This is a genomic window from Amycolatopsis sp. NPDC005003, from assembly GCF_053600695.1.
The window spans coordinates 39124-59700 of sequence record NZ_JBSGAI010000040.1; the positions used below are offsets into that span (position 1 = coordinate 39124).

The window sequence follows — 20577 nt, forward strand, 5'->3', positions numbered from 1 at the left end:
GGGCCTTCGCGGCATCGTGAGTAAGGAACCCATGGCACGGCAGGTTTCCGGGCACGAGCAGCCCGTCGGCACCACCCGCACGCTGGAGTCCACTTCGGACGGTGCGGTCGTCAAGCGCAGCGTCCTGCCCGGCGGCCTGCGCGTGATCACCGAGCACGTCCCGGCGTCGCGCTCGGCCACGGTCGGGCTGTGGGTCGCCATCGGCTCCCGCGACGAGCCGGCCGCCGTCGCCGGTGCCGCGCACTACCTCGAGCACCTGCTGTTCAAGGGCACCAAGCACCGCGACGCCACGCAGATCGCCGAGGAGATCGACGCCGTCGGCGGCGAGTTCAACGCCTTCACGGCGAAGGAGCACACCTGCTACTACGCGCAGGTCCTCGACGCCGACCTCCCGCTCGCCATCGACCTGGTCACCGACGTCGTGTTCGACGCGCTGTGCACCGACCGCGACATGGACATGGAGCGCAGCGTCGTCCTCGAAGAGATCTCGATGCGCGACGACGACCCCGAGGACCTGCTGCACGAGACGTTCGTGACGGCCATCCTCGGCGACCACCCGCTCGGCCGCCCGGTGCTCGGCACCGAGAAGTCGATCATCGGGATGTCGCCGGCCGCGCTGCGGAACTTCTACAAGCGCCGCTACACGCTGCCGCGGATGGTCCTGTCGGTGGCCGGGAACATCGACCACAACCAGGTGCTGCGGCTGGTCCGCAAGGCGCTCGGCGAGCGCCTGGCCGGCACCGCGACCCCGATCGCGCCGCGTGAGGGCCGCGCCCGGATCAAGACCGTGCCGAAGCTGGCCCTGCACACCGACGACACCGAGCAGGCACACGTCATGCTCGGCCTGCGGTCGCTGTCGCGCCACGACGACCGTCGCTTCGCGCTGTCGGTGCTCAACGCGGCCCTCGGCGGCGGGATGAGCTCCCGGCTGTTCCAGGAGATCCGCGAGCAGCGCGGGCTGGCGTACCAGGTGTACTCGTCGGTCGCGAGCTACGCCGACACCGGGCACATGGCCGTGTACGCGGGCTGCCAGCCGGAGAAGCTCGGCGACGTCGCCGGCGTCATCCGCGAGGTGCTCGACAAGGTCGGCGTCGACGGCCTGACCGACGCCGAGGTGGCCCGCGCCAAGGGCCAGCTGCGCGGCGGGCTGGTGCTGGGCCTGGAGGACACGTCGTCGCGGATGTCGCGGATCGGCAAGAACGAGCTCAACTACGGCCGCTACCTGGGCGTCGACGACACGATCGCCCGCATCGACGCGGTCACCACCGAGGACGTCTGTGCGCTCGCTCGCACTTTGTTCGCCCGCCCCGGTGGCGTCTCGGCGGCGGCGGTCGTCGGGCCGTACGCTCACGCCGACGACCTTCCTGACGACCTGCACGAGGTGATCGCTTCATGACCATCAACGTCGGTGTGCTCGGCGCCCGCGGCCGGATGGGCGCGACGGTGGTGAACGCCGTCGAAGGCGCTTCGGACATGAAGCTCGTGGCGGCGCTCGACGCGGGCGACGACTTCGCGGCGCTGGCCGACGCCCAGGTCGTCGTCGACTTCACCCACCCCGACGCCGTCATGGGCAACCTGGAGTACCTGGTCGAGCACGACATCCACGCGGTCGTCGGCACCACCGGCTTCAGCGAAGAGCGGCTGGCCGATCTGCGGGCGCTGCTGGCGCCGAAGCCCTCGCTGGGCGTGCTGATCGCGCCGAACTTCGCCCTTGGCGCGGTTCTCGCGATGCGGTTCGCGGCCCAGGCGGCGAAGTTCTACGCCTCGGCCGAGATCATCGAGCTGCACCACAACCGCAAGGCCGACGCGCCTTCGGGCACCGCGGCGCACACGGCCCGGATGATCGCGGCCGCGCGTGCGGAAGCGGGTGTGGCCCCGGGCCCGGACGCGACGACGGCCGAGCTCGACGGCGCCCGCGGCGCGACGGTCGAGGAGGTCCGCGTGCACTCGGTCCGCCTGCCGGGCCTGGTCGCGCACGAGGAGATCCTGTTCGGCGGCGAGGGGGAGACCCTGACCATTCGTCATGACTCCCTCGACCGGACGTCCTTCATGCCGGGCGTGCTGCTCGGCGTGCGTGAGGTGCTGAAGCGGCCCGGCCTGACGGTCGGCCTGGAAAACGTCCTCGACCTGTGAAGGCCCGCAATGTCGCGCTGCTGCTGACGGCCGCGCTGGTCGTCTACCTGTTCCTGCTCGCGGACCGGGCGTTCGCGCTGTTCAAGACGGGCACGGGCGTCGGCATCGCGCTGGGGGCGGGCGTGCTGCTGCTGCCGGTGCTGGGCATCTGGGTCGTGGTGATGACGTGGCGCAACGGCCTCCAGGTCCAGCGCCTGTCCCGCCGGCTCGACGAGGAGGGCGCGCTCCCGGACGTCTCGGACCTCCCGCGCCGCCCCTCCGGCCGGGTGGATCGTGAAGCGGCCGACGCGTGGTTCGAGGAGCGCCGCGCGGAGGTCCAGGCCGACCAGGAGAACTGGCGGGCCTGGTACAAGCTCGCGTACGCCTACGACATCGCGGGCGACCGGCGCCGGGCGCGGGAGACGATGAAGAAGGCCGTGGAATTGGAAGCCGCCGATCGCTGAGTTGCCCGGGTGTGGCAATTCGCTGACAGTTGTCGTTCGTTCGGGAAATGCGCGGCGTTCGTACTATCGGCCGCATGAAACCGACTTCGTCTTCTCCTGGTTCCCGGGCGTTGTCCGCGTCGCTGCGCGAGGTGCGCGAGGCGCGGAAGTTCGGGTTGCGTGAGCTCGCGCGGGCGCTGGAGGTGGATCCGCGGTTGCTGTCGCAGTGGGAGCTGGGGATCAGGGTGCCGCCGGTGGAGGAGGTGGCGCGGATTCTCGGGTACCTGCGGGTGGATCGGGCGGTGACCAACCGAATCCTGTTTCTCGCGCAGCACGTGAAGGACCCCAACTGGCTGGACTCCAACCCCTCGGATTTGCCAGCCGCACTCACCGGGATCATCGAGTATGAGCGCACCGCCACCAAAATCACCAACTGGGTGCCCGCGATTGTCCCTGGGCTGCTCCAGACCCCGGACTATGCGCGCGCGATCCTGACTGCCGGGGGAATCAGCGAGGAGGAAGTGGATCGGCGGTTGGTGAAGCGCCTGAACCGCCAGAAGATCCTGGCCAGGCGGGAACCGGTCCACCTGCATGCTCTCGTCGGCGAGGTCACCCTCCGGAACTTGGTCGGCAACGAGGACATCATGTCCGACCAATTCGATCACCTCATGCAAGCCGTGCGGCGCCCCAATATCTCGCTGCGCATCGTGCCGTTGGATGCCGGATATCACCCCGGGATGATCGGGTCCTTCATCCTCTACGAGTTCGGCGACCGGCCTGCCATCGTGCATCTGGAGCACCACCATGCCAGCGGATTCCTGCCAGAAAGTGATGGTGGCGGCCCGTACCGGGCGCTGGCTAGGGTGATCACCGGTAAAGCTCTCACCGAGGAGGCCTCGCTCGCCCTTCTGCGGGAGGTCGCCCGATAGCTAGGAGGCACCGTGTTCACCTGGCGCAAGTCGAGCTACAGCGGCACCGAAACCGATTGTGTCGAGGTTCTCCTCGCCGAGACCGTCGGCGTGCGGGATACCAAGGCACGTCACCTCGGGCAGCTCACCGTGTCGCGCTCTGCCTGGTCCGCCCTGATCTCAGTGGTGCAGCCAGCCCGCGAACACCGCGGGTGAAGCCGCTATCAAACTGAAGCGGATCCACCTTCCGGCGAGCCCGGTCGTCAAGAACATCACCAGGCGCATCCGCACCAGCCCGGCCAGCACGCTCGTCGCCATGAACGGGGGGAGCCCGACCAGGGAGCTCACCCCGTACGTCCCGGCCATCCAGTGCGGGTGCCGGTGGCAGCGCTCGCGCAGCCGCTCGACCCAGCCGCGGATCCGCTTGGTCCGCAGTTGCCAGCGCACGCGCCGGGGCGTCAGCGGGCGTTCCCGGTGGAGCCGGTCGTGCAGCGGCTTCGGCAGCTTGATCGTCCCGCGCGCGGCCAGGTAGTACAGCGTCTTCCCGGCGATCTGCCCGACCGCCACCGCCGCCCCGAGCCAGAGCCAGTGCAGCCCCGGCTGGCTGGCGCACAGCCCGATCAGGAAGATTTCGGCGTTCACCAGCGGCACGATGGCCGAACCGAACGCGACGCCCAGCGTCAGCAGGATCCAGCTCATCGTGTCACCTCCGGAAATCGCTCGCGTTCTTCCAAGTTATCAGTCCGAAATCTCCGCGCACTGGGGTTGACCCCACCTTTCGGCCGGTGGCCCGCACCAGAAGATCACCTGCCGGACGGCTTCCCGTCACCCTCCGCCGGAACACTGACGGGGTGGCCGCCGAGCAACCCCGTATGCCCGCTGACCGATTCGGCGCTCTCTGCCAGGCCGTCGTGCGCGTACTGCCACTGGGTCTGTCGCGGATCGTGGCGCCGACGTTTCTGGGCTTCTGCCTGATCAACGGGTGCACGTTCGGCGTCGACCTCGGGCTGCTGACCGTCTTCCACGGTGTGCTCGGCTGGCCGGTGTGGCTGGCGATCACGGTGGCCTACGTCTGCGCGTTCGGGCTGAGCTTCGTGCTGAACCGGACGTTCAACTTCCATTCGCACGCCGCGGTCGGAATCCAACTCGGGCTTTACACAGTTGCGATCGGTGTCAATTATGCCGCGTTTCTGCTGGGTGTGGGGGCGGGGCTGACGGCGCTGGGCGTCGAATACCACGTCTCGCGGCTGCTCGCGGGCGCGTGCGAAGGCGTGTTCATGTACGCCGTGATGCGGTGGGTGATCTTCCGGGACTCAGGCGAGCTCGAGGTCGAGGGTGCCGGTCAGGCGGACCTCGCGGAGCATCCGGTCGCCGGTGTCGAGGGTGCGGACGGTGCCGTCGGGGTTCCAGCCGGCCCGGCGGTAGAAGCCGAGGGTGGCGTGGTCGCCCTGGGCGACCCAGGCGATGCCGCGGGTGGCGCCGTCGGCCCGCAGGCCCGCGGCGGCCGTCGCGAGTAGCCGCCCGGCGTGCCCGCGGCGGCCCCACCGCGGCTCGACGAGCAGGGTGGCGATCAGCCCGGTCGTCTCGGCGTCCTCGGGCAGGCTCCCGTCGGCGTGGGCGACCTCGTCTTCGGGCGCGCGGCCCGCGACGCAGAAGCCGACGGTGAACTCGCCCTCGGTGGCGACGTACACCAGGCTGCCGGGGTGGTCGATGGTTTCGGTCCAGGTGCCGGCGAGGTCGGTGGCGTCCAGCTGGGCCAGCGCGTTCTTGCCCAGGAGGTCCTCGTAGGCGGCGTGCCAGGTGTCGCGTTGGATGCGGGCGATCTCCGCGGCGTCGGACAGGTCGGCGGGACGGACGGCGGCGTCGCTCATGGTGCGTGAATCTATCGGTCGCGGTTTTTGTCGGTGGTGGGTGGCACCATGAGCTCACCATGCAAACGATCAGCGTCTCGACGGCCCGGAAGACGTTCCTGGCCGCACAGGGCTTCACCGACCCGCGTCCGTCCGGCGTGCCTTCGCGGCAGCACCTGAAACGGGTGCTTTCGCGAGTCCGGCTGCTGCAGCTGGACTCGGTGAACGTGGCGGTCCGGGCCCACTACATGCCGGTGTTCTCGCGGCTGGGCGCGTACGACCCGGCCATGCTCGACGAAGCGGCGTGGGCGCACTCGGCGCGTCGTCCGCGGCTGCTGGTGGAGACGTGGGCCCATGAGGCAAGCCTGCTCCCGATCGAAGACTGGCCCTTGATCCGCTCGGGCGCCAAGCGCGACGGCTGGTGGCGGCACTACGGGCCGTTGATCGAGAAGTCGCCGGGCCTGGTCGACGAGATCCTCTCGGTGGTCAAGGAGCTGGGCCCGATCGGCGCGGGCGGCATCGAGCGCGCGGTGGCGGCGGACGCCCAGCGCCGCGGGCCGGGCTCGTGGTGGGAGCGGTCGGAGGTCAAGCGGGTCTGCGAGTACCTGTTCGGCATCGGCCAGCTGACCACGGGCACCCGGCGTTCCTTCGAGCGCCTCTACGACCTCACCGAGCGGGTGGTCCCGCCGGAGATCCTGTCCCGCTCGGTGACCGCGGAAGAGGGCGCGCGGGGCCTGATCTCGCGTTCGGCGCAGGCGCTGGGGGTGGCGACGGAGACGGACCTGCGCGACTACTATCGCCTCGGCCCCGGCCCGGCCCGCCAGGCGGTGGCGGAGCTGGTGGAGTCGGGCGAGCTGGAGCCGGTCGCGGTCCGCGGCTGGAAGCAGGTGGCGTACCGGCACGCGTCGGCCCGCACGCCGCGGAACGTCGCCGGCCGGGCGTTGCTGTGCCCGTTCGACCCGCTGATCTGGGAGCGGGCCCGCACCGAGCGGCTGTTCGGCTTCCACTACCGGATCGAGATCTACGTCCCGGAGCCGAAGCGGGTGTACGGGTATTACGTGTTCCCGTTCCTCCTCGACGGATCACTGGTGGCCCGGGTGGACCTCAAGTCCGACCGCGCGGCCGGGGTCCTGCGGGTGCAGGGGGCCTTCGCGGAGGAAGGGGCCGACGTGGCCCGGGTCCTGCCGGAACTGGCCGCAGAGCTGCGGCACATGGCGGAGTGGCTCGGCCTCTCCGGCGTGGCGGTCGGCACCCGCGGCGACCTGGCCCGGCCCCTGGCGAAGCTGGTGCGCTGAAAACGGGCTCGATCCGGCACGCAAGCCGCAGCCGGTCGGTGCACCTCACCGAAGAGAATCCCCGAACGTGAGAGGGCCTGGGCGGCGAAGTCACCCGTCGCCCGGGGTCGTCGAATGGATCTTCTTGATCTGGTCGCGGAGTTCGGCGGTGCCGCGGTGACCGAGACGGTCGTAGGTGGCCAGTGCGGCGTAGAGGTGTTCGAGGGCCGGGCCGGTCTCGGCGAGGGCGAGGTGGATCGAGCCCAGCTTTGCCCGTGCCTCCGCGACCAGCACCTCGTCACCGGTGGCGGCCGCGAGGTGCCGGCCGCGTTCGGCGAGGTCGAGTGCCCGTCCCAGGTCGTCGCACTCGGCGCTGAACGCGGCGAATTCGATCAGGATCTGGGCCTGGTCGCGAAGGTTGGTGTCCCGGCTGCCGGCCTCGAGGGCACGGCGGAAGTGCTGTCGCGCCTCCGGGAACCGGCCGGTGAGGTGGTAGGCCTCGGCCAGGTTGCTGTGGATCATCGTGGTGAAGTGCCCGCTGCCGGCGACGCCCCGCGCTTCCTTCCTCGCCCGGTGCAGGACCCGGATCGCCTCCTCGGGGCGCCGATCGTTCAGATGGACCGCGGCCAGGTTCAACAGCGCGGTCGCCGTGCCCAGCCGGTCGCCGAGGGACCGGCGCAGCTCGTAGGCGCGCCGGCACGCGGCCACGGCGTCGTCCACTTGGCGGAGCAGACCGTAGGCGATGGCCATCCGCCCGACGATGAGGGCTTCTCCCGCGGTGTCGCCGGCCCGGACGGCGGCGTCGGCGGCGCGCCGGTAGATCTCGATCCACCCGGTGCGGGAATAGCGGCGGTACAGCCACCCGTACATGGCCGCGGCGATCTGCCAGGCGAGCCGGGGATGCTCCCGCCCGGCGAAGGCCGCGGCGGCGACGAGGTTTTCCTCCTCCCGGCCGAACCAGTCCAGCGCGGCCGCCTCGTCGGCCGGGGCGATGGGGTGGGTGGTCGACTCGAAGTTGGGCCGCTCCCGGGGGCGGAGCACCCGATCCGCCGCGTTCGCGGCGTCCCGGTACCAGGTCAGGAGGCGGACGGCGGCGTCGTCCCGGTCCGCCGTGGTCGCGTCGGTGACGGCCCGCTCGCGGGCGAAGAGCCGGACCAGGTCGTGCATCGCGTAGCGATCGGCGCCGGAGCTGACCACGAGATGGGTGTCGGTGAGCTGAGCCAGCCGGCGCGCTGCCTGCGGCTGCGGAAGCCCGGCGAGGGCGGCGGCCGCCGGCAAAGAGATGTCGGGCCCGGGAAGAAGGCCCAGCAACGCGTGGAGCCGGCGCACCGGCGGACGCAGATTGGCGTAGGACCGGTCCAGCGCCACCCGCACGGCCGCGTCCGGGTCGTCGGCGACCTGCAACGCGGCCAGCCTGCGGTCGGTGCCCAGTTCGGCGGCGTACCCGGAGACGGACAGGCTTCCGTTCTCGGCCAGCGTCGCCCCGGCGATCCGCACGGCGAGCGGCAACCGGGCGCACAACCGGGTGATCTCGCGCGCTGCCGGGTGCTCGTCGCCGACCCGGCCGGCCCCGGCGATCTCGCTCAGGAGCACGCACGACTCGTGCGTGCTGAGCGAGCCGACCGTGATCCGCCGCGCGCCGTCCACGGCGACCAGCCCGTTCAGGCTGCCTCGGCTGGTCACCAGCGTGAAGCACTTGCCGCCGCCCGGAAGCAGCGGGCGCACCTGGTCCGCGCTCGCGGCGTTGTCGAGGAGCACCATGACGCGCCGGTCGGCCACGAGCGTGCGGTACAACGCGCCGGCCTCGTCCACCGACTTCGGCAGATCCGCGACGGAAACGCCGAGGGCACGGAGCAGCTGCGCCAGCGCGTCGGCAGGCGAGGTCGACGGCAAGTCGGCGAACCCGTTGAGGTTCAGGAAGAGCTGGCCGTCCGGGAAGCACTCCTGCCTGCGGTGCGCCCAGTTCAGGGCCAGGGCGGTCTTGCCGGCGCCGGCCATGCCCGCCAGCACGACGACCGACGCGCGTTGCCGGCCGGCGAGGCCGGAAGTCTCGTCGAGCACGGCGAATTCGCCGGCGCGCCCGACGAACGGCCGCGTCGCCGCGGGCAGCTGGCGCGGCACGGCCCGTTCCGCGGGCTTCGGGCCGCCGGTCACGACCAGGTCGGGGTCCGCCCGCAGGATGGCGTGGTAGAGCTGCTGCAGGGTGCGGCTGGGGTCCGCGCCGAGCCGGTCGGCGAGCGCCGTGCGCGTGTCGTGGTAGACGGTGAGTGCTTCCGCGCCCCGGCCGTCTCGGTAGAGGGCGAGCATCAGTGAGGAGACCAGCGACTCCCGGGTCGGGTACTCGGCCACGAGTTCCGCCAGCGTGGCCGTCGCCTGGCGATGCCGTCCCACGGCGAGATCGGCTTCCGCCAGCGCCTCCCAGGCGGTCAGGCGCAGTTCTTCCAGCCCGGCGCCGAGCTGGTACCTGAGGTCGTCGTCGATCAGGTCGGCGAGGAGCGGGCCGCGCCACAGGTCCACCGCGCCGCGAAGCAAGCACGCCTTCTCTTCGAGGTCGGCCGACGCCAGCCCGCGCGTCACCGCCTCCCGGAACCGGTGGACGTCCACGGTTCCGGGGTCGGTCTCCAGGAGGTAGGCCGACCCCAGCGTCACGATCCGGCAGTCGCCGCCGCCCGCCCGGCCGGGGTCGAGCAGCCGGCGCAGGCGCGACACGTGGGTCTGCAACATCGCTCGGCCGTTCGGCGGCACGAAGTCGCCCCAAAGCACTTCCTCGAGCCGGGCGAAGGAAACCGGTTTGCCGGTTTCGAGCAGCAACACGCCGAGCACCAGGCGTTGCGCGCGGCGCCCGAGCTCGAGGTCCTCGTTCCCCCTGCGGGCGCGCAAGGGACCCAGCAACCGGAACTCCATCAGCTCCCCCCGCCGCATCATGCCCACTCGCGGGTCGTCCGTGTCAAGCCGCCGTCAAGGTGGCCGGAGCAGACTCCGGGGAACGGGTGACAGACCAAGGAGCCAACAGATGTCGCACAGGACAACGAAACCTCTGGCGGTCGCCGTCAGCGGCGCCACCGTTTTGCTCGGGCTGGTGCTCGGCGCCGGAACGGCGGCCGCCGCCACCAGCGGCTGCACCATTCCCGCCGCCAGCATCGGCTGTTCGACCGGCGTGATTCCGGCGAACGCCGCCGAACATGCCGTCGTGATGACGGTCTTCGCGCCGAGCAGCGGAACGACCACCTGCCGCGTGCACGACGCCGGGAACGGCATCGAGGTGGGAATTCTCAGCAACAGCAACCGTTTTCTCGCCAAGTCCAAGACGATCAGGGGGCTCTTCGGCTCCTACTTCCTGAACTGCCTCAAAACGGGGAGCGGCAGTGGGGGCGGTGGCTCGCTGTCCAACGGAACGTGAACGAACGGAAACCGAGGAGGGAAAGCTCATGAGCAAACGCATCGGCCTGCGGGGGCACACCGCCGCCGCCGTCGCCACGGTTCTCGCGGCAATGGCGCTCACGCTGGTGCCGTCCGGCGTCGCGTCCGCGGCGACGCCGTTGTGCACCACCACGATCAACGTGAACCGAGGCGGCAACAACCTCGCCGTGCCCGCGACCGGCAGCGGGAACGTCACCTGCCTCATCGGCCGGACCCAGGCGGCCAATTCCGCCGTCGTGCGCACCCTGCAGTACACGCTGAAGGCCTGCTACCCGAACGTCCACCTGGCGGCCCCCTACGCGAACGAGCTGGTGGGAAGCATCAGCGTCGACGGTGGTTTCGGGCCGCGGACCGAGGCCGCCCTCAAGGGCGTGCAGGGGAACATCGGCACCACCCCGGACGGCGTGTACGGCCCGAACACCCGGAACGCGATGCGGTTCCCCTCGAACGACGTGGCCAACCGCTGCTACCACTACTAGCACCCGTGAAGGAGAGAACGATGACTGCTCGCATCCGCCTGCTCACCGCGGTACTCGTAGTGCTCTTCAGCCTTGCCCCGGGGCAGGCCGGCGCAGCCACCCGGCCCGCCCGGCCCGGCCTGTGCCTGGACAACGCGGTATCCGGGTACGTCACGGGCGGCCCGGCCAACGCGTACCTGCCGTCCGCTTCCGGCACCTACACCACGACCAACCGGTGCCAGGACATCAACTTCAGCAACCGGTCGCAAAGCGGAGACCAAACCTTCCAGGCGCTCATCCGCGTCTGCTTCGTCAGCGCCGGGTACTGCCAGAGCAGCTGGAAGTACTACTACTCGGACGCCGCCACCGACTGGATGGTCATCGCCACCAACGTCAAGGACGGAACCAGGTTCCGGCTCGAATTCCAGTTCTACGAAAACACCTTCGGGTCCAGCTACGGCAACCTGATCGCCTTCTGACCGCTACCACGACCAGTGGGTGGCCGGGGGTGGGCACCGGCAGGGCTACGGTCCTGCCGGCGCCGCCGTACTGCCGGCCGGTAACCCGCCCGAACGGCCCGGACCGGCACTCGTCGCCGGCGCCGACGTGGTCCGGTCGATCCGCGGATCCGGCGAACACCCCTGCGCGAACAACCTCGCCCCGGCCACCGCTCCCGCCAACGCCGCCCCTGCCAGGGCCGCCGCCACGCGGGCCCGGCCACGCCGTCGCGAAGCCCGGACCTCCCGCACCAACCCCGGCACCAGCGAGACCCGCGGCGAAACCGGCTCCAGCAGCTCCACCGACGTCTCCCGCGGCACCACCGACAGGATCCCCGGCATCCCCGCGAACGACGCCACCGCCGCCGCGCAGGAAACGCAGCACGACAAATGCGTCTCGTACTCCCGGCGCTCGCCCGGCGACAGCGCACCGAGCACGTACGCCGCGTCCCAGTCCCGGTACGGATCGCTCAACGCCTGGTCAACCCCCGCTCCTGCAACGCCAGCCGCAGCGCCCGCAGGCCGTAGAACAACCGGGAGCGCACCGTTCCCTCCGGCACCTCCAGCTCCACCGCCAGCTCCGCCACCGACTGCCCCATGTAGTACGCCCGGACGATCACCGTCCGGTGCTCCGGCGTCAGCTGGGTCAGCACGTCCGTGATCACCCACGCGTCCAGCGCCGAGTCGATCGGGTCCGAACGGGACTCCTCCGGCACGAACGGCGACCGCACCTCCCGCCGCGAACGCGCGCTCCGGCGCTCGTCGATCACCACGTTGCGCGCCACCGTGAACAGCCACGCGCGCGATGCCGGCTCACCCTGTTCCAGGATCTCCGGGCTGTTCCACAGCCGCAGCAAGGATTCCTGGACGACGTCCTGCGCGAGCTGGTCGTCGCCGGTCAGCCGCAGGGCGTACCGCCACAGGGCCGGTGCGTGCTCGTCGTGCAGCGCCTGAAGCAGCGCCGTGTGCGTCTCGTTGATGGCGCACCGACCCCGGTCAACGCCCGAAGACCGGTTCGCGTTTGCCGAGGAAGGCCCCGGTACCTTCCCGCATGTCAGGACTCGTGAACGCCGAACGGAACGCCGAGAGCTCCAGCTCCAGGCCGTCGGCCACGGTGCGGCCGCGGCTCGCGTTCACCGCCTCCTTGGCCAGCGCCACCGCGTCGCGCGAGTTCCGCGACACCGCCGCGATCGTCGCGCGGGCCCCGGCGAGCATCGCTTCGCGGCTGTCGAACAGCTCGGTGACCAGCCCGATCCGGTGCGCCTCGGCCGCGTCGACGTGCCGGCCGGTGAAGATCAGCTCGCGCGCGCGGCCGGGACCGACCTGACGCCACAGCCGCACGCAGCCGCCGAAGCCCGGGATCAGCCCGAGCAGCACCTCCGGCTGGCCGAACACCGCCTTCGGCGTCGCGTAGACGAAGTCGCACGCCAGTGCGAGTTCGCAGCCGCCGCCCAGCGCGTAACCGTCCACACAGGCGATCACCGGCACCGGCAAGGCCTCCAGCGCCCGGGTCACCGCCTGGCCGAGCGCCCCGAACTCCGCTCCTCGCGGGGGATCCAGCGCCGCCATCTCGCGGATGTCGGCCCCCGCGACGAACGCCGGCCCCGGCGCGCCGGTGAGGACGACGCCCGCGACCGCCGGATCTCCGCCCAGCGACGCGCACACCTCGAGCAGCTCGGTGAGCACCTGGGACGACAGCGCGTTGCGCGCCCGCGGCCGGTCCACGGTCACGGTCGCCACGGGCGCCTGCAGGTCGACTACGACGGTCCGGTCCATGCTGTCTCCCTCACGAGTCCCAGATCGCGCCGAAGGCCGGAATCCCGCGGGCTTCCAGCGCCTCGACGACGTGCCAAGTTGTCCTCTTGTTCGAAATGCAGATCACGGCTTCCGCGGCGAAGTCCCGGTGGGCGCTCAGGGCCAGTTCGACCAGATCGGGTTTGCCGGCGCTGTCGGTGTCCCACACGACGGCGTCCGGCTGGACGGCGAGGATCTCGTCGACGAGTTCGTCGCCGTAGGTGCGCCGGGGGTGGCGGGTCGACCAGACGAGCCGCGCGGGCGTCTCCCCGGAAAGCAGGTGCGGCAGGCACGGGCCGATCCCGCTGCCGGTGGCCACCCAGACCACCTTGCGGAACAGCTTGTCGATGTTCCCGACCCCGGCCGTCGGGATGCCCTTCACCCACAGGTGCGACGGCAGGTCGTCGATCAGGGCGCCGGTCCAGTCGCCGGCCCGGGACACCGTCAGCCGGAACCCGGAGCGCCCGGGCGCGGGCACGTTGGCGAAGGAATGCCACTCCAGCAACGGGTTGCGGCTCAGCGCCGTCGACGAGCCGGCGAACGGCGTCACGCCGTAGTCGAACGACAGCAGCGCCACGTGCGGCGACGGCCGGGTGATCCGCACCGGCACCCGCCGCAGCCGCAGCCACGGCAGCGCCACGCTCGTGACGACGGCCAGCAGCACCCAGAACGGCCCCGAGCCGACGAACGCGGGCCCGCCCAGCAGCACCGAGTGGACGGTGAACAGCACCAGCAGCGCCCAGCCGCCGAACCGGTGGGAGCGCTCGAACAGGTCGTGCCGCCGCGCCCGCACCGGGGGCAGCGCGAGCACGACCACGACGGCGAGGACCACCGCGATCGCCCAGGTGGTCACCAGCAGGGCCGTCGGCCCGCCGCGGGCGGTCAGCACGCCGGTGAGCACCAGGAACCAGCCGGTGGCGCAGAGCGTGCCGCCGACGTGCAGCCCGCCGAAGTGGTAGACCTTGCCCAGCGTCCACCGCAGCCGCAGCGAACGGCGCACCGGCGCGGCGGTGGCCAGCCGGAACAGCAGGTTGATCACCAGCTGCTGGCGGATCAGCACGGCCAGTGCCAGGTTTCCCAGCACCAGCCAGGTCAGCACGCCGACGTCGAGCGGGCCGGCGGTGGCGGCGACGGCGTTGCCCGCGACCACCGCGGCGGCCAGCCGGTTGTGGTGGGTCCACGGGCGTCGCTTCAGCCGGGCCCGCACGGACTCCGGTGCCGAGGGCAGCGTCGCGGTCATGCCACCGTCTCCGCCGGCTCGCGGCTGTCCAAACGCGACAGCAGGGCGCGCCGGTCGACCTTGCCCCGGTCGGTGAGCGGCAGGTGGTCCACCGGGACGATCATCGCGGGCACGCTGTAGTACGGCAGCGCGGCTTCGGCCGAACGGCGGATCAGCTCGGGCTCGGCCGTCGAAGGGGTCACGAAGCCGACGAGTCCGCCCTCGTAAAGGAGCGTGGCCGCCCGCTCGCAGCCCGGCGCCCGCTCCAGCGTGGCGGTGACCGCGTCCAGCTCGACGCGGAAGCCGCGCACCTTGACCTGGTCGTCGGTGCGGCCGTGGTGCTCCAGTTGCCCGTCGGTGGTCCACCGGACGAGGTCCCGGGTGCGGAACATCCGGTGCGCGCCGCCGAGGAAGGGGTCGGGCCGGTAGCGCTCGGCGGTGAGGGCGTCGTTGCCGGCGTACCCCGCCGTGACGCACGCGCCGCCCGCCCACATCTCGCCGACCTGCCCGATCGGGCACGGTCTCAGCTCGTCGTCGAGCACGTACACCGTGGTGTTCGGCACCGGGCGGCCGATCGTCAGCTTGCCGAGCCGCGGGTCGTAGCGCTGCACGGTGTTGACGATGGTCACCTCGGTGGGGCCGCAGGCGTTGTGGAAGCTCGCGCGCCGCGCCCAGGCGTCGGCCAGCGCGGCCGGGCACCGCTCGCCCGCCACGGCGACGGTCCGCACCCGCGGGCAGGCGCGTGGATCCACTGTGGACAGAACGCCCGGAGTGGCGATGAGGACGTCGGCCTCGCGGGCGGCCGCCTCGATGTCCTTGCCGCGGATCACCAGGCAGCCGCCGTGGGAAAGCGTGCCGAGGATCTCCCAGGCGGCCATGTCGAAGGCGATGTTCAGCAGCTGCGCCACCCGGTCGCCGGGCCGGATGCCGAGCGAGCCCGGGGCGGTCAGCAGGACGTTGGCGAGGTTCGCGTGGGTGACCTGGACGCCGTTGGGGCGCCCGGTCGTCCCGGACGTGAAGATCACCATGGCGGTGCTGCCGCCGCCGGTGACGGGAGCCTCGTGGTGCGGGTGCCCGCCGTCGATGGCGACGACCCGGCCGAGGCCCGCGGGCAGCGCGGCGGCGTGTTCGCGGGTGGTCAGGACGACGTCGATGCCCGCGGTCGCCACGATGTGCCGCAACTGCGGGGCGGGCGTGATCCGGATGTCCTGCGGCACGTACGCCGCGCCGGCGCGCAGCACGGCGAGGATGCCGACCACCATCGGGATCGACCGCGTGAGGAACAGGCCGACGTGCTGCCCCGGCCGCACGCCGAGCCGGGCGAGCGTGGCGGCGAGCGACGCCGAGTCCCGATCGAGTTCGGCGTAGGTGAGCGATTCACCCGAGCGCATCACGGCCACTGCGTCCGGACGGGCCCGCGCCTGCGCCAATACGGCGTCATGAATTCGGCGAAACGGGACTTCGGCGGCCTTTCCGATGCCGAACCGCTGGAACAGCACGCGGTCGGTGGCGGTCAGGCCCTGCTGCGAGGAGGGGCGGATCAGCGCGGTCACTCGGTCACCTTTCGCCAGGCCGGCGCGGTCAACCGATGTGAACGAGACAGCCTGCCGATTTGTTCAAGGCCGATCCGAGAAAATCAGATTTTCCCTGCTGTAACCATGTGAAACGGCGTTTCGATGGATTCACCATTCGTACGCCGGATTTCAGTCGAGCGCTTTCTCTGGTATTTCGCGCGAACGGGCCGTCCCCGGCACCCCGGCCGGGAACGGCCCGTTCCTCCCCCTTACTCAGCCCGCCGCGCGCGTCACCACGGCGTTGCCGGTGCCCGTCCTGGCGCGGACCTTCAGCTTCACGCCGCCCTCGGGGGCGGTGTCGGCGACGTCCAGCTCACTGGAGACGCGCCCGGCGCTGGAGGTCAGGTCGACCTCGGCGGACGTCCCGCCGCGGATGCCGATGCGGACCTCGCCGGAGCCGGTGATCAGGTCGAGCGTGCCCGATCCGGCGTCGGCCACCGAAAGGTCGCCGCTGCCGGTGCGGGCCATCACCTCGCCGGAGACCGCGCCCAGCCAGACGTCGCCGGTGCCGGTGGCCAGGGTCGCGGAGCCGGCGATCGACGACGCCTCGACGTGGCCGCTGCCGCTGCGCAGCTGCAGCCCGCCCAGTGTCGGGCCGAGCTTCACGGCGCCGCTGCCGGTGCGGATCGTCGCCGAGCCGTCGGCGCGCTCGAGCTTCACTTCGCCGGAGCCGGTGAGCAGGTCGACGCGGCCGGCCGAGCCGGTCACGGTGACGTCCGCCGCGCCCGCCCGCACCTCGACGTGCGAGCCCGCCGGCGCGTGCACCTTCACCGCGAGCGCGGCGTTGCGCAGCTGCCACGCCTTCGGCGCGCTCACGACCAGCCGGTTGCCGAGCTTTTCGATCCGGCTCTGCCGCACCGCTTCGGCGGGCGAGGTCGCCGGGTCGACGCCCAGCTGGTCGCCGAAGCGCTCGCCGACCCACGACAGCAGGCTGTTGACCCCCGCCACCCACGGCTGCTGCTCGCCTTGGTCGTGCCGCAGCTCGACGCGCGCGCCGGAGTCGCCGTCCAGGACGACCTCGACGCGGCCGATGGTGACGCTGATGTCGAGCTCCAGCGGGACGTCGGTCTCGAACTCGTCGATCCGGACCAGTTCGTCGTTCGGCTCGGCGGCCGGTGTGGTCTGTTCTTCACTCATCGTCTCGTCCCCTCAGCCTTCGACCCAGCCGTGCAGGTGCGACCCGCTCCCGCCGCGGTCGCCCTTGCTCTGGTGCTTGTGGCCCCCGCCGCCGAGCGCCCCGTGTCCCAGCGCGCCCTGCACCGCCTGCGAAACGAAGGTGTTCAGCGAGACGCCCTGGGCGGCCGCGGCGCGTTCGGCCTGGCCCTTGATCTGCTCGACCAGCCGGAGGGTGATCCGGCTGATGTCACCGCCGTCGATCGGTGGCGGCGGTGTGGTGTCACGTGGTGTCTCCCGTGACGTCGTCTCCTCGGCGGTACCGGTGACGACCACGCGGACGTCCCGGCCGTCGAGCCGGACGTCCACCACCTGGCCCGGCAGCGCGGCCGTGACCTCGGCGGCGAGGTCGGCGAGGGCGTTCATCAGGGTCAGGCGGACGGCGGGTTCGAGTGCGGAGGACAGCAGGGCGGCCGCTCGCCGGGTCTGCTCGTCCCCGGCGGCAGCCGTGTTCGCGAGGTCCTCGCGAAGGTTGGCGATGTACGGCGTCAAGTCCATGACACCACTATGACGTCACTCGTGATGTCAGTCAAGGTGAGCGGTGATGTCACGTGTCACCCGGGAGTGACCGCCCTCACGCGGTTAGGCTGCGCGGGAGCCGGGAGAAGGAGTGCTGACGTGACCGCAACCGTGTCACCCCGAGTGCAGCTGATCGCGAAGACCGAGTTCTTCCCGCCTCCGGACGTGCCGTGGTCGACCGACGCCGACGGCGGGGAAGCGCTCGCCGAGTTCGCCGGCCGCGCCTGCTACCAGTCGTGGAAGAAGCCGAACCCGGCCACCGCGACCAACGCCGGCTACCTCGAGCACATCATCGACGTCGGCCACCTTTCCGTGCTGGAGCACGGTTCGGTGACCTTCTACATCACCGGCATCTCCCGGTCGCTGACCCACGAGCTGATCCGGCACCGGCACTTCTCCTACTCCCAGCTCTCGCAGCGGTACGTCCCCGAGCGCGACGCCGAGTTCGTCGAGCCGGAGATCATCGCGAACGACCCGGTGCTGCACGAGAAGTTCGTCGCCGCGACCCGGGCGAGCGTCGATGCCTACACCGAGCTGCTGGCCGGGCTCGAGGAGAAGTTCGCCGACGTCCCGAGCGCGACCCTGCGCCGCAAGCAGGCCCGCCAGGCCGCCCGCGCGGTGCTGCCGAACGCGACCGAAACCCGCATCGTGGTGACCGGGAACTACCGGGCCTGGCGGCACTTCGTCGCCATGCGCGCCACCGAGCACGCCGACGTGGAAATCCGCGAGCTGGCCGTGGAGTGCCTGCGGCAGCTGCAGAAGGCCGCGGCGAACGTGTTCGCGGACTTCACCATCTCGACGTTGCCGGACGGCACCGAAATCGCCACGAGCCCGAAGGTGCTGGAAGGCTGATGAAGCGACTCGCGATCGACGTCCGGCCCGGCGAGTACGCCGTGGTGCGGCTGCCCGCGGACGCCGCGGTGCCCGCCGAGCTGTTCGAGCCCGGCGAAGCCCTCGTCTCGGTGACGCGGACGCCCCAAGAACTGTCGGTGATCTGCCCGGCCGGCCGCGAGCCGGGTGGGGCCACGGCCGCCGAGGACGGCTGGCGGCTGCTGTCGGTCCGCGGTCCGCTGGAGTTCACGCTCACCGGGATCATCGCCGCGCTGGCCTCCGAGCTGGCCGCGGCCGGGGTCGCGCTGTTCTCGTTGTCGACGTTCGACACCGACCACATCCTGGTGCGCGCGGGCGATCTCGACGACGCGGTCGCGGCCTTGCGCGAGGCCGGCCACGAGGTCGGCCACCTCTGACTTTCGCACTTTTCACCGCCGTCGATCGGGGTATCCGGGGTCGAGGGTGGGCGTGGTCACCCTTGAAAAACAAAGTTCGGCGTGCCTAAACTTCGATTTTGGGTCCCCGACATCCGGTTTTCGAGAGGTGGGCTACATGGCTGTGACCGAGGCTGTCCGGCCGAGACTGGTGGCCCGCCTGCGCACCGGGTCGGCCCTGCTCGGGCCGGCCTTCGTTGCCGCCATCGCCTACGTCGACCCGGGGAACGTCGCCTCCAACATCAGCGCCGGCGCTCGCTACGGCTACCTGCTGGTCTGGGTGATCGTCGCGGCGAACCTGATGGCCGTGCTGGTGCAGTACCTGTCGGCGAAGCTCGGGCTGGTCAGCGGGATGTCGCTGCCGGAGGCCCTGCGCGCCCGCCTGTCCCGCCCCGCGCGGCTGGCCTACTGGGCGCAGGCGGAGATCGTCGCCGTCGCCACCGACCTGGCCGAGGTGGTCGGCGGCGCGATCGCCCTCAACCTGCTCTTCGACCTCCCGCTCATCGTCGGCGGCGTGATCACCGGCGCGGTGTCGCTGACGCTGCTCGCGGTCCAGGACCGCGGCGGCCAGCGGACGTTCGAGCGGGTCGTCACCGGCCTGCTGCTGGTGATCGCGGTCGGCTTCCTGGCGAGCCTGTTCGTCGAGCCGCCGTCGGCCGCGGCGACCCTCGGCGGGCTGGTCCCGAAGTTCGACGGCGCGGGCAGCATCCTGATCGCGGCGGCCATGCTCGGCGCGACGGTCATGCCGCACGCGGTCTACCTGCACTCGGGCCTGGTCCGCGACCGCCACGGGCACCCCGACGGCATCCGGCGCCGCCGCCTGCTGCGGGCGACGCGGGCCGACGTCGGCCTGGCGATGCTGCTCGCGGGCGCGGTGAACCTCGGCATGCTGCTGCTGGCCGCGACGAACCTCCAGGGTCAGGAGGGCGTGGACAGCATCGAAGGCGCACACGGCGCGGTCGCCTCGGCGCTCGGCCCGGGTGTCGCGCTGCTGTTCGCGATCGGCCTGCTGGCCTCGGGCCTGGCCTCGACGTCGGTGGGCGCGTACGCGGGCGCGATGATCATGCAGGGGTTGCTCCACAAGCGAATTCCGCTGGTCCTGCGCCGGCTGGTGACCCTCACCCCGGCGATCGTGGTGCTGGCGCTGGGCGCCGACCCGAGCGCGGCGCTGGTGGTGTCCCAGGTGGTGCTGTCGTTCGGGATACCGTTCGCGCTGGTGCCGTTGATCCGGCTGACGGCCGACCGTGATCTGATGGGGGAGGACACGAACCGCCGCCTGACGACGGTCGCGGCCTCGGTGATCGCGGCGATCATCATCGCTCTCAACCTGGTGCTCGTCTACCTGACGGTCACCGGTTGACCCACGGAACGGGGTAACGCGGCCATGGCCTGGACCTTCGCCCTCAACGCCGAATGCGGGGAGCGCGAGACCCACGCCCGCGACCTCGCGCGGCACTTCGACGGCTGGCCGGTGGGGGTCTTCGAGAGCAAGAACGCCTGGTGGTGCCGGGTCGCGCCGGAAGGCCTCAGCCGCACCGGCGCGAACTCCGCCGAGGAAGCGGCGGCCATGACCGCGGCCGGACGCCGGCTCTACTGGCTGCTGCGGACGGCGCCACCGGTGTACCGCTACGCGCTCGCCGGCATCGAGACCGCCCGGTTCCGCAGCCACGACGAGCTCCTGGCCGAGACCGACCTGACGATCTTCCCCGGCCTCGTGGTCTCCGAGGACATCTGGACCCGGGCGGGGCGGCGGGCCGAGTTCAGCGGCTTCGCCCCGGGCTACCGCTGGCTGCCCTACCGCGGCGAAACCCACCTCTGACCCACCCTGCAATCTCGAGCTGCCGCCGATCACGAGTACCCGGGCCAAGGCCGCGAGAGCCCCGGTCGGCGAGTCATCCGTCCAGGTACGCGAGCCGACCCTCCAAGTGCGCGAGTCGTCCGTCCGGGTACGCGAGCCGACCCTCCAAGTGCGCGTGTCGTCCGTCCGGGTACGCGAGCCGACCCTCCAAGTGCGCGTGTCGTCCGTCCGGGTACGCGAGCCGACCCTCCAAGTGCGCGTGTCGTCCGTCCG

The 20577-nt window shown here is 71.4% G+C and carries 23 protein-coding genes and 1 pseudogene; 14 read left to right on the forward strand and 10 right to left on the reverse strand.

Annotated elements, in window-relative coordinates:
* The first annotated feature begins 31 nt into the window (after window positions 1-31).
* The 5 genes from ACWED2_RS35960 to ACWED2_RS35980 all read left to right on the forward strand — a co-directional run bounded on the left by ACWED2_RS35960 (window position 32) and on the right by ACWED2_RS35980 (window position 3679).
* Complete coding sequence (locus ACWED2_RS35960) at window positions 32-1396, forward strand: M16 family metallopeptidase (protein ID WP_449694977.1); 1365 nt, start codon at window positions 32-34, stop codon at window positions 1394-1396.
* Window positions 1393-2133 carry a 4-hydroxy-tetrahydrodipicolinate reductase gene (dapB, locus tag ACWED2_RS35965; RefSeq protein WP_449694978.1) on the forward strand — a complete coding sequence of 247 codons (741 nt, stop codon included), beginning with the start codon at window positions 1393-1395 and terminating at the stop codon, window positions 2131-2133. Before ACWED2_RS35960 ends, dapB begins: the two co-directional genes overlap by 4 nt.
* Window positions 2130-2576 carry a tetratricopeptide repeat protein gene (locus tag ACWED2_RS35970; protein WP_449694979.1) on the forward strand — a complete coding sequence of 149 codons (447 nt, stop codon included), beginning with the start codon at window positions 2130-2132 and terminating at the stop codon, window positions 2574-2576. Before dapB ends, ACWED2_RS35970 begins: the two co-directional genes overlap by 4 nt.
* Before the next feature lie 74 nt (window positions 2577-2650).
* Window positions 2651-3484: a helix-turn-helix domain-containing protein gene (locus ACWED2_RS35975; RefSeq protein WP_449694980.1), complete on the forward strand. Its 834-nt coding sequence runs from the start codon at window positions 2651-2653 to the stop codon at window positions 3482-3484.
* A 12-nt stretch (window positions 3485-3496) separates the two neighbouring features.
* The gene (locus ACWED2_RS35980; protein WP_449694981.1) at window positions 3497-3679 is read left to right on the forward strand and encodes a DUF397 domain-containing protein; all 183 of its coding nucleotides are present in this window, start codon (window positions 3497-3499) and stop codon (window positions 3677-3679) included.
* Here ACWED2_RS35980 and ACWED2_RS35985 read toward each other — a convergent pair.
* Window positions 3644-4162, reverse strand: coding sequence for a hypothetical protein (locus ACWED2_RS35985; RefSeq protein WP_449694982.1), 519 nt, complete (start codon window positions 4160-4162; stop codon window positions 3644-3646). The genes ACWED2_RS35980 and ACWED2_RS35985 overlap by 36 nt on opposite strands.
* A gap of 173 nt (window positions 4163-4335) precedes the next feature.
* Between ACWED2_RS35985 and ACWED2_RS35990 the strand changes: the two are divergent.
* Window positions 4336-4710 (forward strand): annotated as a pseudogene (locus ACWED2_RS35990) (GtrA family protein); the annotation flags it as partial.
* 66 nt (window positions 4711-4776) lie between these two features.
* Here the strand turns inward: ACWED2_RS35990 and ACWED2_RS35995 are convergent.
* The gene (locus ACWED2_RS35995) at window positions 4777-5334 is read right to left on the reverse strand and encodes an N-acetyltransferase family protein (protein ID WP_449694983.1); all 558 of its coding nucleotides are present in this window, start codon (window positions 5332-5334) and stop codon (window positions 4777-4779) included.
* A 59-nt stretch (window positions 5335-5393) separates the two neighbouring features.
* Here ACWED2_RS35995 and ACWED2_RS36000 point away from each other — a divergent pair, with 59 nt between their 5' ends.
* Window positions 5394-6608, forward strand: a complete 1215-nt coding sequence (locus tag ACWED2_RS36000) for a winged helix-turn-helix domain-containing protein (RefSeq protein ID WP_449694984.1) — start codon at window positions 5394-5396, stop codon at window positions 6606-6608.
* A gap of 90 nt (window positions 6609-6698) precedes the next feature.
* Here the strand turns inward: ACWED2_RS36000 and ACWED2_RS36005 are convergent, their stop codons facing one another.
* Complete coding sequence (locus tag ACWED2_RS36005) at window positions 6699-9512, reverse strand: BTAD domain-containing putative transcriptional regulator (RefSeq protein ID WP_449694985.1); 2814 nt, start codon at window positions 9510-9512, stop codon at window positions 6699-6701.
* Window positions 9513-9600: 88 nt separating this feature from the next.
* Between ACWED2_RS36005 and ACWED2_RS36010 the strand changes: the two genes are divergently transcribed.
* The 3 genes from ACWED2_RS36010 to ACWED2_RS36020 are packed head-to-tail and all read left to right on the forward strand — an operon-like array spanning window position 9601 to window position 10944.
* Window positions 9601-9987, forward strand: a complete 387-nt coding sequence (locus tag ACWED2_RS36010) for a hypothetical protein (protein WP_449694986.1) — start codon at window positions 9601-9603, stop codon at window positions 9985-9987.
* A gap of 28 nt (window positions 9988-10015) precedes the next feature.
* Window positions 10016-10486, forward strand: coding sequence for a peptidoglycan-binding domain-containing protein (locus tag ACWED2_RS36015; protein ID WP_449694987.1), 471 nt, complete (start codon window positions 10016-10018; stop codon window positions 10484-10486).
* 20 nt (window positions 10487-10506) lie between these two features.
* On the forward strand, window positions 10507-10944 hold the full coding sequence (locus ACWED2_RS36020; protein ID WP_449694988.1) for a hypothetical protein: 438 nt from the start codon (window positions 10507-10509) through the stop codon (window positions 10942-10944).
* Between the two features lie 45 nt (window positions 10945-10989).
* Here ACWED2_RS36020 and ACWED2_RS36025 read toward each other — a convergent pair whose 3' ends face one another.
* The 7 genes from ACWED2_RS36025 to ACWED2_RS36055 form a co-directional block, all read right to left on the reverse strand.
* The gene (locus ACWED2_RS36025) at window positions 10990-11436 is read right to left on the reverse strand and encodes a zf-HC2 domain-containing protein (protein WP_449694989.1); all 447 of its coding nucleotides are present in this window, start codon (window positions 11434-11436) and stop codon (window positions 10990-10992) included.
* Window positions 11433-12020 (reverse strand): sigma-70 family RNA polymerase sigma factor, encoded by a 588-nt coding sequence (locus tag ACWED2_RS36030; RefSeq protein ID WP_449695040.1) that lies wholly within the window; start codon window positions 12018-12020, stop codon window positions 11433-11435. Before ACWED2_RS36030 ends, ACWED2_RS36025 begins: the two co-directional genes overlap by 4 nt.
* Window positions 11959-12738, reverse strand: coding sequence for an enoyl-CoA hydratase/isomerase family protein (locus tag ACWED2_RS36035; RefSeq protein WP_449694990.1), 780 nt, complete (start codon window positions 12736-12738; stop codon window positions 11959-11961). Before ACWED2_RS36035 ends, ACWED2_RS36030 begins: the two co-directional genes overlap by 62 nt.
* A 10-nt stretch (window positions 12739-12748) precedes the next feature.
* On the reverse strand, window positions 12749-13996 hold the full coding sequence (locus tag ACWED2_RS36040) for a hypothetical protein (protein ID WP_449694991.1): 1248 nt from the start codon (window positions 13994-13996) through the stop codon (window positions 12749-12751).
* Window positions 13993-15528, reverse strand: coding sequence for an amino acid adenylation domain-containing protein (locus ACWED2_RS36045; RefSeq protein WP_449694992.1), 1536 nt, complete (start codon window positions 15526-15528; stop codon window positions 13993-13995). The genes ACWED2_RS36040 and ACWED2_RS36045 overlap by 4 nt, the downstream gene beginning before the upstream one ends.
* Window positions 15529-15762: 234 nt before the next feature.
* Window positions 15763-16686: a DUF4097 family beta strand repeat-containing protein gene (locus ACWED2_RS36050; protein WP_449694993.1), complete on the reverse strand. Its 924-nt coding sequence runs from the start codon at window positions 16684-16686 to the stop codon at window positions 15763-15765.
* A 12-nt stretch (window positions 16687-16698) separates the two neighbouring features.
* The gene (locus ACWED2_RS36055) at window positions 16699-17220 is read right to left on the reverse strand and encodes a toxin-antitoxin system HicB family antitoxin (RefSeq protein ID WP_449694994.1); all 522 of its coding nucleotides are present in this window, start codon (window positions 17218-17220) and stop codon (window positions 16699-16701) included.
* Between the two features lie 120 nt (window positions 17221-17340).
* Here ACWED2_RS36055 and thyX point away from each other — a divergent pair, with 120 nt between their 5' ends.
* The 4 genes from thyX (at window position 17341) to ACWED2_RS36075 (ending at window position 20325) form a co-directional block, all read left to right on the forward strand.
* A complete protein-coding gene (thyX, locus tag ACWED2_RS36060) occupies window positions 17341-18093 on the forward strand; it encodes an FAD-dependent thymidylate synthase (RefSeq protein WP_449694995.1) in 753 nt (250 codons plus the stop codon).
* Window positions 18093-18488 (forward strand): ACT domain-containing protein, encoded by a 396-nt coding sequence (locus ACWED2_RS36065; protein ID WP_449694996.1) that lies wholly within the window; start codon window positions 18093-18095, stop codon window positions 18486-18488. Before thyX ends, ACWED2_RS36065 begins: the two co-directional genes overlap by 1 nt.
* Window positions 18489-18624: 136 nt before the next feature.
* Window positions 18625-19866: an Nramp family divalent metal transporter gene (locus ACWED2_RS36070; protein ID WP_449694997.1), complete on the forward strand. Its 1242-nt coding sequence runs from the start codon at window positions 18625-18627 to the stop codon at window positions 19864-19866.
* Window positions 19867-19890: 24 nt separating this feature from the next.
* Window positions 19891-20325: a hypothetical protein gene (locus ACWED2_RS36075; protein ID WP_449694998.1), complete on the forward strand. Its 435-nt coding sequence runs from the start codon at window positions 19891-19893 to the stop codon at window positions 20323-20325.
* Window positions 20326-20577 lie beyond the last annotated feature (252 nt).